The organism is Krasilnikovia sp. MM14-A1004 (assembly GCF_047159485.1).
Classification (GTDB): domain Bacteria; phylum Actinomycetota; class Actinomycetes; order Mycobacteriales; family Micromonosporaceae; genus Actinoplanes.
Window position 1 is genome coordinate 1255717 of record NZ_AP038773.1, and the last position, 16155, is coordinate 1271871.

Here is a 16155-nt window from a genome sequence, read left to right on the forward strand (position 1 = left end):
GGGAGGCGGTCGGCATGCAGCGCTGGCGCGGTTACGAGGGGGTCCCCGGTGGCTGGGGGCGCTCGGTCGTGACGATCGGCGTCTTCGACGGCGTGCACCGCGGGCACCAGACGATCATCGGGCACGCCGTGAAGCGCGCCCACGACCTCGGCCTGCAGTCCGTGGTGATGACCTTCGACCCGCACCCGGCCGAGGTGGTGCGGCCGGGCTCGCACCCGGCCGTGCTCACCGAGCCGGTACGCAAGGCCGAGCTGGTCGAGCAGCTCGGCGTCGACGCCCTCTGCGTTGTGCCGTTCACCCCCGCGTTCTCCCAGCTCAGCCCCGAGGCGTTCGTGCACGACGTGCTGGTCGACGCGCTGCACGCGGCGGTGGTCGTGGTGGGGGACAACTTCCGGTTCGGGCACCGGGCGGCGGGCGACGTGCACCTGCTGGAGACCCTGGGGCGCTCGTTCGGCTTCACCGTGGAGGAGGCGCCGCTCGTCGCCGCGGACGGGGTGGTCTTCTCCTCCACGTACATCCGGAGTTGTGTCGATGCCGGGGACGTGCGGGCCGCGGCCGCCGCGCTGGGCCGGCCGCACCGCCTGGCCGGGGTGGTGGTCCGCGGCGACCGGCGGGGCCGCGAGATCGGCTTCCCCACGGCCAACCTCATGTGCCACCGCTACGCGGCGGTCCCCGCCGACGGCGTGTACGCCGCCTGGCTGATCCGCGGCGGCGACGGCGGCGACCAGCCCGCGCGGCTGCCGGCCGCCGTGTCCATCGGCACCAACCCCACCTTCTCCGGCCGCGAGCGCCGGGTGGAGGCCTACGCCCTGGACTTCTCCGGTGATCTGTACGGCGAGCGGGTGAGCCTCGACTTCGTCACCCGGCTCCGCGAGATGCGCACCTACGACAGCCTCGAACCCCTGATCACACAGATCCGGGAAGATGTCGAACAGACCAGGGCAGTGCTCCATCTCGGCTGAGCTGACTGGCCGTGCCCTCCTGGCCCTCGCTGCGCTCGGTGCAGTCGTTCACGGCTGAGGCAACCCCGTCGGAGCGCGGCTGATAAGCTTGGCCCCGACGTCGGCTCTTCCGACGACCGGTCTCGCCTGCCTGCCCGACGCCGCGGGCCGCGAGAAATCCGAAACCACCGGCAACACAGAAGCACGGAGAACATGGCGCTCGACGCAGAAACCAAGACCCGGATCATGTCGGAGTACCAGGCCAAGGATGGCGACACCGGCTCGCCCGAGGTCCAGGTCGCGATGCTGACCAAGCGGATCGCCGACCTGACCGAGCACCTGAAGGTGCACAAGCACGACCACCACAGCCGTCGCGGCCTGCTCCTGCTGGTCGGCCGCCGCCGTCGGCTCCTCAACTACGTCCAGAAGAAGGACATCCAGCGCTACCGGACGCTGATCGAGCGTCTCGGCCTGCGCCGCTAGATGTGACGGGGGAGTGCTCAACCGGGCGCTCCCCCTTGCTTTTCCACCCACGGACCCGCGCGGCCGCAGGCCGTCAGCGCACCGGTCCTCGGTAGTGGTTCCCAGGCTCCCCGCCTGTGCGGGCGCTCAACCTGGGCACTTCGATCGAAGACCGGCAGCCTGAACCGCGCTGCAGAGACCGCCGGGTCCTCGACGAAGGAGTACCGCACCACATGACAGAGCAGAACGCTCTCGGCACCGAATCCCGCACCGCCGTCATCGACAACGGGTCGTTCGGCACCCGCGAGATCACCTTCTCCACCGGACGGCTGGCCCGCCAGGCCGCCGGCTCGGTGATCGTCCGCCTCGGCGACACGGTCGTGCTGTCCGCGACCACGGCCAGCAAGCAGCCGAAGGAGCACTTCGACTTCTTCCCGCTGACCGTCGACGTCGAGGAGCGGATGTACGCCGCGGGCCGGATCCCCGGCTCGTTCTTCCGCCGCGAGGGCCGCCCCAGCGAGGACGCCGTCCTCACCTGCCGCCTGATCGACCGGCCGCTGCGCCCGTCGTTCACCAAGGGCCTGCGCAACGAGGTCCAGGTCGTCGAGACCATCCTCGCGCTCGACCCGGCGCACCCGTACGACGTGGTCGCCATGAACGCCGCCTCGATGTCCACCAAGCTGTCCGGCCTGCCGTTCAGCGGCCCGATCGGCTCGACCCGGGTCGCGCACATCGACGGCCAGTGGGTGGCGTTCCCGACCCTGGAGGAGCTGGAGCGCGCCACCTTCGACATGGTGGTCGCGGGCCGGACCCTGCCGGACGGCGACGTCGCGATCATGATGGTCGAGGCCGAGGCCACCCCGCACGCGGTCAAGCTGATCGCCGACGGTGCCACCGCCCCGACCGAGGAGATCGTCGCCGGCGGCCTGGAGGCCGCCAAGCCCGCGATCCGCGAGCTGTGCCGCGCCCAGGCCGAGCTGGCCGAGGTGGCCGCCAAGCCGGTCGCCGAGTTCCCTGTGTTCCTGGACTACCAGGAGGACGTCTTCGCCGCGGTGGCCGACGCCGTGCGCGGCGAGACCGCGGACGCCCTCAAGATCTCCGGCAAGGCGGAGCGCGAGGAGGCCCTGGACCTTATCAAGGCCAAGGCCCAGGAGCAGCTCGCCGCCCAGTTCGAGGGTCGCGAGAAGGAGATCAGCGCCGCGTTCCGGTCGCTGACCAAGTCCGAGGTGCGCACCCGCGTGCTGCGCGAGCAGGTCCGCATCGACGGGCGTGGCCCGCGCGACATCCGGCCGCTGAGCGCCGAGGTCGGCGTGCTGCCCCGGGTGCACGGCTCGGCGCTGTTCGAGCGCGGCGAGACCCAGATCCTCGGCGTCACCACGCTGAACATGCTGCGCATGGAGCAGGCGCTGGACACCCTGGCGCCGGAGAAGTCCAAGCGCTACATGCACAACTACAACTTCCCGCCGTACTCGACCGGTGAGACGGGCCGGGTCGGCTCGCCGAAGCGGCGCGAGATCGGCCACGGCGCGCTGGCCGAGCGGGCGCTGGTCCCGGTGCTGCCGTCGCGTGAGGAGTTCCCGTACGCGATCCGGCAGGTCTCCGAGGCCCTTAGCTCGAACGGCTCCACCTCGATGGGCTCGGTCTGCGCCTCCACGCTGGCCCTGCTGGCGGCCGGTGTGCCGCTGAAGGCGCCGGTCGCCGGCATCGCGATGGGCCTGATCTCCGACGAGGTCGACGGCAAGACGCAGTACGTCGCGCTGACCGACATCCTGGGCGCCGAGGACGCGTTCGGTGACATGGACTTCAAGGTCGCCGGCACCTCGGAGTTCGTCACGGCGCTGCAGCTGGACACCAAGCTGGACGGCATCCCGTCCGATGTGCTGGCCAGCGCGCTGCAGCAGGCCCACGAGGCCCGCGCCACCATCCTCGGCGTGATGGACGCGGCGATCCACGGCCCGGCCACGATGAGCGAGCACGCGCCGCGGGTCACCACCGTCAAGATCCCGGTCGACAAGATCGGCATGGTGATCGGCCCCAAGGGCCAGACCATCAACGCCATCCAGGACGAGACCGGCGCCGACATCTCCATCGAGGACGACGGCACGATCTACGTCGGCGCGACCAACGGCCCGGCCGCCGAGGCCGCGGTCGAGCGGATCAACGCCATCGCCAACCCGACCCTGCCGAAGGTCGGCGACAAGTTCCTCGGCACGGTGGTGAAGACGGCCGCGTTCGGCGCGTTCGTCTCGCTGCTGCCCGGCCGCGACGGCCTGCTGCACATCTCCAAGGTGGGCGACGGCAAGCGGGTCGAGAAGGTCGAGGACTTCCTCAACGTCGGCGACAAGGTCGAGGTCTCGATCGCGGACATCGACAACCGCGGCAAGATCTACCTCGACAAGGTCCGCCCCGAGGGCGCGGAGGCCCCGGCCGAGGCGTCCGGCGGCGAGGGCGGCGAGCGCCCGCGCGGCGACCGTCCGCGCGGCGAGGGCCGCGGTGAGGGTCGTGGTGAGGGCGGCGGCGAGCCGCGCCGCCGGCGCCAGCGCTCCGGCGGCGGCGACCGCCCCGGCGGCGACCGCAGCTGATCACGGCATGACAGCGAGTTCCCGCGGGCCGGCCGAGAGGCCGGCCCGCGTCGTGACCAGGACCATCAAGGACGGGGTACGCCGTACCGTCCTGCCCAGCGGTCTGCGCATCCTGACCGAGCACATCCCCACCGCGCACAGCGTCTCGCTGGGGGTGTGGGTCGGCATCGGCTCCCGCGACGAGGCCCCGGCGATGTCCGGCGCCTCCCACTTCCTCGAACACCTGCTGTTCAAGGGCACCCACAAGCGCACCGCGCTGGACATCTCCGCGCAGATCGAGGCCGTCGGCGGCGAGACGAACGCCTTCACCACGAAGGAGTACACCTGCTACTACGCGCGGGTGCTCGACGCCGACCTGCCGCTGGCGGTCGACGTGCTGTGCGACGCGGTCGCCGACTCGGTGCTGAACCCGGCCGACGTGGAGACCGAGCGCGCGGTGATCCTCGAAGAGATCGCCATGCACGACGACGAGCCCGGCGACGAGGTGCACGACGTCTTCACCGAGGCGATCTTCGGTAACCACCCGCTCGGCCGCCCCATCTCGGGCACCACCGAGACCGTCTCCCCGATGACCCGTACGCAGATCAACGGGTTCTACCGGCGCCGGTACACGCCGCCGCAGATCGTGATCGCCGCGGCGGGCAACCTCGACCACGCCGCCGTGGTCCGGCTGGTCCGCAAGGCCCTGGCCGGCACCGCGCTGGACACCCCGGCCGCCGGGCCCGCACCGTGCCGCCCGGCCGACCACCGGGTACGCACCCAGCGCGCGCACACCGTGGTCCGCAACCGCGACACCGAGCAGGCCCACATGGTGCTGGGCTGCTCCGGGATCGGGCGGCGCGACGAGCGCCGGTTCGCCCTGGGCATCCTCAACAACGTGCTCGGCGGCGGCATGTCCAGCCGGCTGTTCCAGGAGATCCGGGAGAAGCGCGGCCTCGCGTACTCGGTGTATTCCTACGGCAGCCAGTACGCGGACGCCGGGGTGTTCGGGGTCTACGCGGGCTGCGCCCCCGGCAAGGCCGAGGAGGTGCTGGACCTGATCCGCACCGAGCTGGCCGCCGTCGCCGCGAAGGGGATCACCGGTGAGGAGGTCGCCCGCGGCAAGGGCATGGTCAAGGGCTCGTACGTGCTGGGCCTGGAGGACACCGGGTCCCGGATGAGCCGGATCGCGAAGTCGGAACTGCTCTACGGCGACCTGCTGACGGTCTCCGAGCTGCTGGCCCGCGTCGACGCCGTGACCCTCGACGAAATCAATGAACTGGCCGTTGAGCTGCTCAACCGGCCCATGTCGCTGGCCGTGGTCGGGCCGTTTGACGAGTCGGCGTTCCCCGCCGTGGGCGGCTAGCCTGGTCAGCGATGACCGCCACGCTCGCCCCCGAACACCCGTCCGCGCCACCGCCCAGCCGTACTGACCGGCACCGCCGGCGGGTGGCCGGCATGGTGATCTGGGCTGTCGTGTTCGCGGTCGGCACCTGGTTCATCGGGGTGCCGACCAGCGACCCGCTGATCGCGTTCGGGTGGCTGTGGCTGGCCACCATCGCCTGGCGCAACGAGCTGCCCTGGCGGCAGCACCTGCTGTTCCTGCGCGACTGGCTGCCCATCGCGCTGCTGCTGGTCGGCTACAACATCTCCCGCGGGTACGCCGACAAGCTGTTCGCCCCGCACGTCACCGAGATGATCCACGCCGACCGGACGATGTTCGGGGCCGTACCGACCGTCTGGCTCCAGCAGCACCTCTACCACCCGGGCGCGGTCCAGTGGTGGGAGGTGCTGGTCTCGCTGGTCTACGTCTCGCACTTCCTGACCGTGCCGACCGTGGCGGTGGTGCTGTGGGTGCGCTCGCGGCCACAGTGGGCCCGCTACATGCGCCGCTGGTTCACCCTCAGCCTCGCGGGGCTGCTCACGTACTTCCTGTATCCGGCCGCCCCGCCGTGGTGGGCCGCGCAGTTCGGCTTCATCGCCGAGCCGGTGGCCCGGATCTCCACGAACGGGTGGAGCGCGGTCGGGCTGCACAGCGCGGGCAACTCGCTCAACGCGCTGCAGGTGGAGGCGTCCAACCCGGTCGCGGCAATGCCGTCGCTGCACACGGCGTACGCGATGATGGCTGTCGCGTTCTTCCTGCCGGTGGTGCGCCGCCGGTGGTGGCCGCTGCTGCTGGCGTACCCGCTGGCCATGACGTTCACGCTGGTGTATTCGGGGGAGCACTACGTGATCGATGTGCTGGTGGGGTGGGCGTACGTGGGGGCGACCTTCCTCGGCGTCGGCCTCGCCGAGCGCTGGTGGCGCGCCCGCAGGCGGGTCCCGTCAACCGACGCCTGAATTCAGGTAGGTAAGTTGTCCGTCGTGACTGACGCGCGTGAACCGGTCCGGGTCGGTGTCCTCGGGGCCCGCGGCCGCATGGGGCTCGAGGTGTGCAAGGCCGTCGACGCGGCCGACGACATGGAGCTCGTGGCCATGGTCGACGAGGGCGACTGGCTGTCCAACGCGGCCGACGCGGGCGCTCAGGTGCTGGTCGACTTCACCAAGCCCGACGTCGTCATGGACAACGTCCACTGGGCGGTCGAGCAGGGCATCAACATGGTCGTGGGCACCACGGGCTTCACCGAGCAGCGGCTGGAGCGGGTGCGCGGCTGGCTGTCCCACAAGCCCGGCGTCGGGGTGATCGTCGCGCCGAACTTCGGCATCGGCGCGATCCTCATGATGCAGTTCGCGGCGCGCGCGGCCCGCTACTTCGAGTCCGCCGAGATCATCGAGCTGCACCACCCGCGCAAGCTGGACGCGCCCAGCGGCACCGCCGGGCACACCGCCCGGCTGATCGCCGCGGCGCGTGCCGAGGCCGGGCTGGGCCCGATGCCCGACGCGACAAAGGAGGAGCTGCCGGGGGCGCGGGGCGCGGACATCGACGGGGTGCGCGTGCACGCCGTGCGGTCCGCGGGCCTGATCGCCCACCAGGAGGTTCTTTTCGGTACGCAGGGAGAGACGCTCACCATCCGGCACGACTCCCTGGACCGTTCCTCGTTCATGCCCGGTGTGCTGCTGGCCGTCCGCGCGGTGCTGAACCGCCCCGGCCTGACCGTCGGCATCGACGACCTGCTGGACTGATCCTCGCCGGTCCCCCCGGTCGAGGGGCGGCCGCGTCGACCGGGCTGAGGCTCAGCCGAGCGCCACGTGCAGCCGTAGCTGGGGCACCAGCATGTCCTCCACGTCGAGCGCGCGGGCGGCGCCGTCCGGTTCCCAGCCCGCCCCGCCGAGGAACTTGCGGGTCGCCTGGTCACCGTCGTAGGCCCAGGCCACCGCGGCCGAGAAGCCGTCCGTACGCCAGGTGTCGACGCTGGCCGCCAGCAGCCGGCTGCCGTGCCCGCGCCGTCCCCACCGCGGCTCCACCAGCAGTTCGGTGACGGCCGCGACGCCCTCGGCCAGCGGCGGTTCCTCCGGCGCGAGCGCCTGCTCGTCGGCCGGACCGGACGCCGTGAACCCGACCAGCCAGGAGGCGGTCTCGTTCTGCTCCATCGCCACCAGCACGCGGTGCTGCGGTGTGGGAGCCGCGGTGATCGCCTCGGTCCAGCCCGCCGCCAGGTCGGCCTCGGTCAGCTCGGCCAGCACGTGCGCGGGCACCATCCCCCGATACGCGGTGCGCCACGTGGCGAGCTGGATCCGGGCGATCTCATCGGCGTCCTCGGGACGCGCGGGGCGGACGAAGCCGAGTGCCATGCGGGCAGCCTAGTTAGCCGGCGAGCGGGGCCGCGTACCGGACCTCGGGCAGCGGGGTCGTGCTCCCCCGTGGGGTGTAGAAGTCCTGCGTGCCGTCGCAGGTCAGCCCGGCGTGCTCGTAGAAGCGGCGGGCGCGGTGGTTCTCCGCCAGCACCCAGAGCCGCAGCTCCCGGGCCCCGGCCGCGGTCAGCCCGGCCCGGGCCGCCGTGATCAGCGCGCGGCCGGCACCCCCGCGCCACCGGCCGGGCTCGACGTAGATCGCGTAGACCTGGCCGATCGCCGCGTCGTACTCCGGGTTCTCGTTCACCAGGTACGGGCCGAACGAGACGAAGCCCACGATCACCCCGCCGTCGTCGGCGACCACGGTCCGGGCGCCGGGCGGTGCCGCCATGGTCCGCCGCCGCTGGGCGAAGTCGGCCGGGTCGAGCGCGTCCAGCACGTCGGCGGGCACGATCCCTGCATATCCGGCCTGCCAGGCGCGTACGTGCAGCGCGGCGACCGGGTCGACGTCGGCGTCGGTGAGTTCCCGCAGGACCAGCATGTCCCCGTTGTAGCCCGTCCGGGGTGGCCCGGGCGACCGAAATTTGTCGGTGGTGGCGGCTAGCGTGCTCGTCGATGGACACGATCTCGACCGCTGGGGCCAGGCGGATCGCACTGGCGGCGCAGGGCTTCGCCGACCGCGCCCCCGGCGGGGTGCCCGACATGCGACACCTGCGGCGGGTGCTGCGCCGTCTGCACCTGCTGCAGATGGACTCGGTCAACGTCCTGCAGCGCGCCCACTACCTGCCCCTCTACAGCCGCCTGGGGCCCTACCCGACGACCCTGCTGGAGCGGGCGGCCTATCGGCGTCCCCGCGAGCTGTTCGAGTTCTGGGGCCACGAGGCGTCGCTGATCACGGTCGACCTGCAGCCGCTGTTCCGGTGGCGGATGGCCGACGCGCAGGCGTACGCGTGGGGCAACATGATCCGCATCGTCCGCGAGCAGCCCGACCTCGTGGCGTGGGTGCTCGACGAGGTCCGTGACCGTGGCCCGCTCACCGCCACCGAGATCGAGCACGACGCCCCGCGCAGCAAGGACCACTGGGGCTGGAACTGGTCCGTGGTCAAGCAGGCACTGGAGTGGCTGTTCTACTCCGGCGCGGTCACCGCCGCCGACCGGACGAGTTCCTTCGCCCGCCGATACGACCTGCCCGAGCGGGTGCTTCCCCGCGCCGTGCTCGACGCGCCCACCCCGACGCCCGGCGACGCGTTCCGGGCGCTGGTGGAGCTGTCGGCGCGGGCCCTCGGGGTGGCCGCCGAGACGGAGCTGCGCGACTACTTCCGGCTGCCCGTGGCGGGGTTCAAGCCGGCGCTGGCCGAGCTGGTCGAGGAGGGGGTGCTGCAGCCGGTCCGGGTGCAGGGCTGGAAGCCGGTGGCCTATCTCCACCGCGACGCCCGGGTGCCCCGGCGGGTGCACGCCGCGACATTGGTCAGCCCGTTCGACCCGCTGATCTGGGAGCGTGGGCGCACCCACCGGCTGTTCGATCTGCACTACCGGATCGAGATCTACGTCCCGGCCGCCCAACGGCAGCACGGGTACTACGTACTGCCGTTCCTGCTCGGGGACCGGTTCGCCGCCCGGGTGGATCTGAAGGCGGACCGCGGGGCGGGGGTGTTGCAGATCCCGGCGGCGTGGCTGGAGCCGGGCGCCGACCCCGACGAGACCGCGGCCGCGCTGGCCGTGGAGCTGCGCCGCCTCGCGGCCTGGCTGGGCCTGGAGTCCGTCGCCGAGCCGGAACGCGGCGACCTGGCAGGACCCCTTTCGGCGATGCTGCTCAGCGGTGCCCCGGGTGTACCGTGACGGCCATGAGCAGCGTGACCGAGCCCGGGGTCGCCACGGGCGAGCCTCCCGCTGGGGATTCGGCCCCCGCCGGGCCCCGGACCTGGGCCTCGGCCCCCACCGCGCACCCGACCTCGGCCCCCGCCGGGCACCCGACCTCGGCCCCCGCCGGGTCTCCCGCTTGGGCGGTGGCCCCTGCCGCGCCCCCGGCACCGGAGCAGGACAGGTTCACCCGGTCCCTGCAGCGCCGGTGGCGCGAGTCACCGGTCTGGCTGGCGCCGGTCGCGGTGCTGGCCTGCATGGGTGGCGCGGTCGGGTACACGCTGGCGGTCCACCCCACCGACGTGGCCGCCGGGGCCGCGCCCACCTGCCTGCTCAAATACACCACCGGCTTCCTCTGCCCGGGCTGCGGCGGCACCCGGGCGGCCTGGTATCTGCTGCACGGCGACCTGCCCGCGGCGGCTCGCCACCACGCCCTGTTCGTCTTCGCCGTGCCCTTCCTGCTGTACATGTACGTGGCGTGGGCCGGGCAACGACTGTTCGGCTGGCGCCTGCCTCAGCTGCGGCTCAGCCCCACGGCGCTCGGCGTGTTCATCGCGCTCTGGGGTGTCTTCACCGTGCTGCGCAACCTCCCCTGGGCACCCTTCACCTCGCTGTACGTCTGAGCCGTGCGGACATGTCCGAGCCGCGCCCTCCCCGGCGGGGCCGGACTGCCGTGGCCGTTCCGTGGTGCGGGCGGCCACCGGTGAGGCGCGGCTCGCTGGACGTCGACCCGAATCGGATCTTGGAACGCCGCCGTTTAGAGTCTGACGGAACCTTCCGCTGATTGGAGCGCCCCCCGTGCCGGAAATCGTCTCGCCGCAGGTCAAGCTCATCGCCTGGACCCACTTCGAGGCCCCGGACGACGTCGCCTGGAGCACGGACGCCGACGGCGGGCAGGCGCTCGCCGAGTTCGCCGGCCGGGCCTGCTACCAGTCCTGGAAGAAGCCGAACCCGGCCACCGCCACCAACGCCGGCTACCTGGCGCACATCCTCGAGGTCGGGCACCTGTCGGTCCTTGAGCACGGCACTGTGTCGTTCTACTTCTCCGGGGTGTCCCGCTCCTTCACGCACGAGCTGATCCGCCACCGCCACTTCTCGTACTCGCAGCTGTCCCAGCGGTACGTGCCCGAGCGGGAGGCCGCCATGGTCGAGCCCGCGGTGATCGCGGACGACCCGGAGCTGCACAAGAAGTTCGTGGCCGCCGCCGACGCCAGCCTGCAGGCGTACAACGAGCTGCTGGAGGGGCTGGAGCAGCGGTTCGCCGACGAGCCCAACCCGACGCTGCGGCGCAAGCAGGCGCGTCAGGCCGCCCGGGCGATCCTGCCCAACGCGACAGAGACCCGGATCGTGGTCTCCGGCAACTACCGGGCCTGGCGGCACTTCGTCGCCATGCGGGCCACGGAGCACGCCGACGTGGAGATCCGTGAGCTGGCCATCGAGTGCCTGCGGCAGCTCCAGCGGGTCGCGCCGAACGTCTTCGCCGACTTCGTGATCTCCACGCTGCCCGACGGCTCCGAGGTCGCCGCGAGCCCGTACGCCGCGCAGGGCTGAACCCGGCCATCTCCTGTGGGGAGGGCCCCCAACGGTCGAGGTCCCGGCACGCCTGCCGGGCCGTCCGATAGGTTGGGGGTATGACGCACGACCCCGCGCGCCCCTTCGGGCGGCTGTTGACGGCCATGGTCACCCCGTTCGCCGCGGACGGCTCCCTCGACGTGGACGGCGCGGCGAAGCTGGCCGCATACCTGGTGGACGAGCAGCGCAACGACGCCCTGGTGATCAGCGGCACCACGGGCGAATCGCCGACCACCACGGACGCCGAGAAGGACACCCTGCTGCGGGCGGTCGTGGAGGCGGTCGGCGACCGGGCCCGGGTGGTCGCGGGCGTGGGCACGAACAACACCGCCCACACGATCGATCTGGCCCGCGCCGCCGAGAAGGCCGGGGCGCACGGGGTGCTGGTCGTGACGCCGTACTACAACAAGCCGCCGCAGGCCGGCATCGTCCGGCACTTCGAGGCGGTGGCCGACGCGGTCGGTCTGCCCGTGATGGCCTACGACATCCCGCACCGGGCGGGGGTCGCCATCGCCACCGAGACGATGTGCCGCATCGCCGAACACGAGCGGATCGTCGCGGTCAAGGACGCCAAGGGCGACCTGGCCGCCAGCTCGTGGGTGCTCGCCCGTACCGATCTGGCCTACTACTCCGGCGACGACGCCGCCACCCTGCCGCTGCTCGCGGTCGGCGGGGTCGGGCTGGTCGGCACGTCGACGCACTTCACCGGCGCGCAGAGCCAGGAGATGATCCGGGCCTACGAGCGTGGTGACGTCGCGACCGCGCTGGCCCTGCATCAGCGGCTGCTTCCGCTGTTCACCGGCATCTTCCGGGCCCCGGGCACCATCCTGGTCAAGGCAGGGCTGGCCGTGCGCGGCCTGCCCGCCGGTCCGGTCCGGCTGCCGCTGGTCGACGCCAGCCGGGCCGAGACGGACCAGCTGATCTCCGACGCCGCTGCGGCCGGACTTCCCCTCGCTCCCGACACCATTGAGGAAACTGCGTGAGCCACGCGCATCAGGAACTCGAACCGCCTCCGCCGCTGCCGGAGGGCGCACTGCGGGTGATCCCGTTGGGCGGCCTCGGCGCGATCGGCCGCAACATGACGGTCCTCGAGTACAGCGGCAAGCTGCTGGTCATCGACTGCGGGGTGCTCTTTCCCGACGTCGAGCAGCCCGGCGTCGACCTGATCCTGCCGGACTTCACCCCGATCCTGGACCGGCTCGACGACGTTCAGGCGATCGTGCTCACGCACGGTCACGAGGATCACATCGGTGCGGTGCCGTACCTGCTGGCCCACAAGCCGGACATTCCGCTGGTCGGCTCCGAGTTCACGCTCGCGCTGGTCGAGGCGAAGCTGGCCGAGCGGCGGCTGGACCCGTACACATTGACAGTGAAGGAGGGTGGGCGCGAACGCCTCGGGCCGTTCGAGTGCGAGTTCTTCGCTGTCAACCACTCCATCCCGGACGCGCTCGCGGTGGCCGTGCGTACCCCGGCGGGCCTGATCCTGCACACCGGCGACTTCAAGATGGACCAGGTCCCGCTGGACGGGCGGATCACCGACCTGGCCGGGTTCGCCCGGCTCGGCGCCGAGGGCGTCGACCTGCTGCTCTCCGACTCCACGAACGCCGAGATCCCCGGCTTCGTCACCCCGGAACGCGACATCGGCCCGGTGATCGGCGCGATCTTCGGCAAGGCGCGCGGCCGCATCATCGTGGCCAGCTTCGCCTCCCACGTGCACCGGGTGCAGCAGGTGCTGGACGCCGCGTACGAATACGACCGCAAGGTCGCGCTGATCGGCCGCTCCATGGTCCGCAACATGGGCATCGCCCGTGAGCTGGGCCTGCTGCACATCCCGGACGGCCTCATGGTCAGCCTGGACGAGGCCACCACGCTGCCGCCCGACGAGATCGTCTTCATGTCGACGGGTTCGCAGGGCGAGCCGATGAGCGCGCTGGGCCGCATGTCCACCGGCGACCACCGGCACATCACGATCGAGCCCGGCGACACCGTCGTGCTGGCCAGCTCGCTGGTGCCCGGCAACGAGACCTCGGTCTACCGAGTGATCAACCAGCTGGCCCGCGCGGGCGCCACGGTCGTGCACAAGGACACCGCGAAGGTGCACGTCTCCGGTCACGCCCCCGCCGGCGAGCTGATGTACCTGCTCAACGTGGTCCGCCCGAGCAACCTGATGCCGGTGCACGGCGAGTGGCGGCACCTGCGCGCCCACGCCCAGCTCGGCATCGAGTCAGGGGTGGCGCCCGACCGGGTGGTGCTGTGCGAGGACGGCGACGTCGTCGACCTCGTCGAGGGTCACGCCCGCCACGTCGGCCGCCTGAAAAACCGCTATGTGTACGTCGACGGCCTCGCCGTGGGCGACGTCAGCGAGTCCCTGCTCACCGAGCGCCGGATCCTCGGCGACGGCGGCTTCATCTCGGCCACCGTGGTCATCGACTCGGTCACCGGCAAGGTGGTGGGCGAGCCGACCGTGGCGGCCAAGGGCTTCTCCGAGGACCCTCAGGCGTTCAACGCGGTGCTCCCGCTGCTCACGGCCGCGCTGGACCGGGCGGCGGAGGACGGCATCACGGACACCCACCAGCTGCAGCAGGTGGTCCGCCGGACGGTGGGTCGCTGGGTGAACGACGCGTACCGGCGCCGCCCGATGATCGTGCCGACCGTGGTCGAGGTGTGACGCAGCGGCATTGTTTCCGGTGAATATCTGATTTCTTCAACCGAATCGAGCTCCCTTCCGTATCTCGGGTCACGGCGTCGTTCCAACGGCGCGCGAGGCGAGGGGAGTTACGGATGCAGCGGAGAACGGTCGTCGCGATCGCGGCGACGGTGACGGCAGCGGGAGCGGCGGTGGCGTTCACGCTGCCGTCGATGGCGGGCACGAACACGTCGCCCGGTGCCGCGCCGCGCACGACGAGCCGCGTGGCCCCGCAGCTGCTGGCCGCGATGAAGCGGGACCTGGGCGTCGACGCCCGCCAGGCGACCGCGATGGTCCAGCGGGCGAAGTGGGCCAGCGGGGTGACCGCCCAGCTGCGTACGGAGGCCGGGTCGACGTGGGCCGGTTCCTGGCTCACCGACGGCGGCATGACCCTCAACGTCGCCGTGACCGACCCGGCGATGGCGGCCCGGGCCCGCGCCGCGGGCGCTTCCGCGAAGGTCGTCGACCGCAGCGCCGCCCAGCTCGACGCCGCGAAGAAGGCACTGGACGCCGCCGCCACCCGCGCGGACCAGGCCCTGCCCGGCTGGTACGTGGACGTGGCCTCGAACAAGATCGCCGTACAGGCGCTGCCGGGCGAGGCCGACCGGGCGCGTGAGCTGGCCGCCGAGGCCGGCCTGCCCGCCGACGCGGTGAAGGTCGTGACGGCCAAGGCCCGGCCCAAGCCGCTGGCCGACGTCATCGGCGCGCAGCCGTACTTCATCAGCGTCGCCGGGGGCACCGCGCGGTGCTCGATCGGCTTCGCGGTCCAGGGCGGCTTCATCACCGCCGGGCACTGCGGCAAGCGCGGCGACGACACCGCCGACCTCAACAAGCAGGCGTCCGGCGAGACCGTGGCCTCCGTCTTCCCGGGTAACGCGGACATGGGCGTGGTCCGGGTGGACAACGCCGACACCTTTCAGCCGTTCGTCGACGACTTCAACGGCAACGCGCTGCCCGTGGCGGGTAGCGCCGAGGCTCCGGTCGGCGCCTCGGTGTGCCGCTCCGGCTCCACCACCGGCCTGCACTGCGGCACGATCCTGGCCAAGAACCAGACGGTCAACTACCCGGAGGGTACGGTCACCGGCCTGACCCGTACCAACGCATGCGCCGAGGGCGGCGACTCGGGCGGCCCGTGGCTCACCGGGGACCAGGCGCAGGGCGTCACCTCCGGCGGGTCCGGTGACTGCAAGGTCGGCGGCGAGACCTTCTTCCAGCCGGTGAACGAGATCCTGCAGCGCAACGGCGTCGCGCTGGTGACGACCGGCGGCTCCGGTGGCGGCGGTGGCGGCGGCGCGGCCAACCCGCCGGCCAACGGCGGCGACCAGCAGGGCGCTGACCAGCAGGGCGCTGACCAGCAGGGCGGCAACCAGCAGGGCGCTGACCAGCAGGGCGGCAACCAGCAGGGCGCTGACCAGCAGGGCCAGCAGGGTGACAACCAGCAGGGGCAGCAGGGAGCTGACCAGCAGGCTGGTGGTCAGCAGGCCGGTGGACAGATGGCCGGCGATGGCCAGCAGGCCGGTGGGCAGATGGCCGGCGCCGGTCAGCAGCAGGGCAACGGCGCGCCCCGGCACCACCGCCACCACCGCCAGAACAACTGACGCACCTCCCCGGGACAGCTGCCCGCGCCGGTCTTCCTCCGTCCGACGCGGGCAGCTCCATGTCCGGGCTGCCCCACCTCCGATCAGCGGTGGTGGCCCGTCGTGGCGCGGCGCGGGCCGGTCCGCGCCCGTGCGGGCGGGCTGTCGAGCGGCGGTTTGCGCAGTTCAGAGCGGGTGCGACCCCGCGGTTACCGTTGGTGCGTGGGTTACCGGGTTCTCGTCGCGGCGGCGGTCGGCGTGCACTTCGCCTTCCTGGCCTACGGGGTGTTCGGCGGCTTCCTCGCCTGGCGCTGGCCGCGCACCATCTGGCTGCACGCCGCCTGCGCGCTGTGGCTGTTGTTCATCGTGGTGTTCCACGGCAGCTGCCCGCTGACCTGGCTGGAGGACCGCAGCCGGGAGGCCCTGGGCGAGCCGCCACGCGTGGGCGGCTTCCTGGACAACCATGTCGCGGGGATCTTCTACCCGCACGGCCGCGAGGCCGCCGCCCAGATCGTCGTGGCGCTGCTGGTGCTCACCTCGTGGGTCGGACTGGCCATCCGGCTGGCCCGCCGCCGATCCGGCCGTCGATCCGCAGACCGCCGGGCTGAGGATGGCCGGGCTGGCCACGGCCAGGCTGACCGCCAGGCTGACCACGGCCGGGCTGACCGCCAGCCTGACCATCGCCGGGCTGTCCGGCCCTCCGTCGATGGCTGGGGCGGGCGTGACGAAAGTGAATACCGGTCACGGTGAGCCTGCTGGGCACA

At 72.1% G+C, this 16155-nt stretch carries 15 protein-coding genes; 13 read left to right on the forward strand and 2 right to left on the reverse strand.

Annotated features, from left to right (window positions below; all coding sequences use genetic code 11):
* The first annotated feature begins 14 nt into the window (after positions 1-14).
* The 6 genes from ACMCNN_RS05880 (at position 15) to dapB (ending at position 7087) form a co-directional block, all read left to right on the forward strand.
* Positions 15-962, forward strand: a complete 948-nt coding sequence (locus ACMCNN_RS05880) for a bifunctional riboflavin kinase/FAD synthetase (RefSeq protein WP_412747074.1) — start codon at positions 15-17, stop codon at positions 960-962.
* A 192-nt stretch (positions 963-1154) separates the two neighbouring features.
* Positions 1155-1424: a 30S ribosomal protein S15 gene (gene rpsO / locus ACMCNN_RS05885; RefSeq protein WP_412736901.1), complete on the forward strand. Its 270-nt coding sequence runs from the start codon at positions 1155-1157 to the stop codon at positions 1422-1424.
* A gap of 212 nt (positions 1425-1636) precedes the next feature.
* A complete protein-coding gene (locus ACMCNN_RS05890; RefSeq protein ID WP_412745146.1) occupies positions 1637-3985 on the forward strand; it encodes a polyribonucleotide nucleotidyltransferase in 2349 nt (782 codons plus the stop codon).
* A 7-nt stretch (positions 3986-3992) separates the two neighbouring features.
* On the forward strand, positions 3993-5330 hold the full coding sequence (locus ACMCNN_RS05895) for a M16 family metallopeptidase (RefSeq protein WP_412745147.1): 1338 nt from the start codon (positions 3993-3995) through the stop codon (positions 5328-5330).
* An 11-nt stretch (positions 5331-5341) separates the two neighbouring features.
* Entirely contained in the window at positions 5342-6304 is a 963-nt protein-coding gene (locus tag ACMCNN_RS05900; protein WP_412745148.1) for a phosphatase PAP2 family protein, read from the forward strand.
* A 15-nt stretch (positions 6305-6319) separates the two neighbouring features.
* Positions 6320-7087 (forward strand): 4-hydroxy-tetrahydrodipicolinate reductase, encoded by a 768-nt coding sequence (gene dapB, locus ACMCNN_RS05905; protein ID WP_412745149.1) that lies wholly within the window; start codon positions 6320-6322, stop codon positions 7085-7087.
* A gap of 51 nt (positions 7088-7138) precedes the next feature.
* Here the strand turns inward: dapB and ACMCNN_RS05910 are convergent, their stop codons facing one another.
* Positions 7139-7696, reverse strand: a complete 558-nt coding sequence (locus ACMCNN_RS05910; protein ID WP_412745150.1) for an N-acetyltransferase family protein — start codon at positions 7694-7696, stop codon at positions 7139-7141.
* 13 nt (positions 7697-7709) lie between these two features.
* Positions 7710-8237 carry an N-acetyltransferase family protein gene (locus tag ACMCNN_RS05915; protein ID WP_412745151.1) on the reverse strand — a complete coding sequence of 176 codons (528 nt, stop codon included), beginning with the start codon at positions 8235-8237 and terminating at the stop codon, positions 7710-7712.
* A 74-nt stretch (positions 8238-8311) separates the two neighbouring features.
* On the opposite strand from ACMCNN_RS05915, the gene ACMCNN_RS05920 reads away from it, so the two are divergent.
* From ACMCNN_RS05920 to ACMCNN_RS05950, 7 genes are all read left to right on the forward strand, one after another.
* A complete protein-coding gene (locus tag ACMCNN_RS05920) occupies positions 8312-9535 on the forward strand; it encodes a winged helix-turn-helix domain-containing protein (RefSeq protein WP_412745152.1) in 1224 nt (407 codons plus the stop codon).
* 5 nt (positions 9536-9540) lie between these two features.
* Positions 9541-10179 carry a DUF2752 domain-containing protein gene (locus ACMCNN_RS05925; RefSeq protein WP_412745153.1) on the forward strand — a complete coding sequence of 213 codons (639 nt, stop codon included), beginning with the start codon at positions 9541-9543 and terminating at the stop codon, positions 10177-10179.
* Between the two features lie 184 nt (positions 10180-10363).
* Positions 10364-11107, forward strand: a complete 744-nt coding sequence (gene thyX / locus ACMCNN_RS05930; RefSeq protein ID WP_412747075.1) for an FAD-dependent thymidylate synthase — start codon at positions 10364-10366, stop codon at positions 11105-11107.
* 80 nt (positions 11108-11187) lie between these two features.
* A complete protein-coding gene (dapA, locus tag ACMCNN_RS05935) occupies positions 11188-12111 on the forward strand; it encodes a 4-hydroxy-tetrahydrodipicolinate synthase (protein ID WP_412745154.1) in 924 nt (307 codons plus the stop codon).
* Positions 12108-13796 (forward strand): ribonuclease J, encoded by a 1689-nt coding sequence (locus ACMCNN_RS05940; protein WP_412745155.1) that lies wholly within the window; start codon positions 12108-12110, stop codon positions 13794-13796. Before dapA ends, ACMCNN_RS05940 begins: the two co-directional genes overlap by 4 nt.
* Positions 13797-13909: 113 nt before the next feature.
* Entirely contained in the window at positions 13910-15412 is a 1503-nt protein-coding gene (locus ACMCNN_RS05945) for a S1 family peptidase (protein ID WP_412745156.1), read from the forward strand.
* A 201-nt stretch (positions 15413-15613) separates the two neighbouring features.
* Positions 15614-16141 carry a DUF2784 domain-containing protein gene (locus ACMCNN_RS05950; RefSeq protein WP_412745157.1) on the forward strand — a complete coding sequence of 176 codons (528 nt, stop codon included), beginning with the start codon at positions 15614-15616 and terminating at the stop codon, positions 16139-16141.
* The last annotated feature ends 14 nt before the right edge of the window (positions 16142-16155 follow it).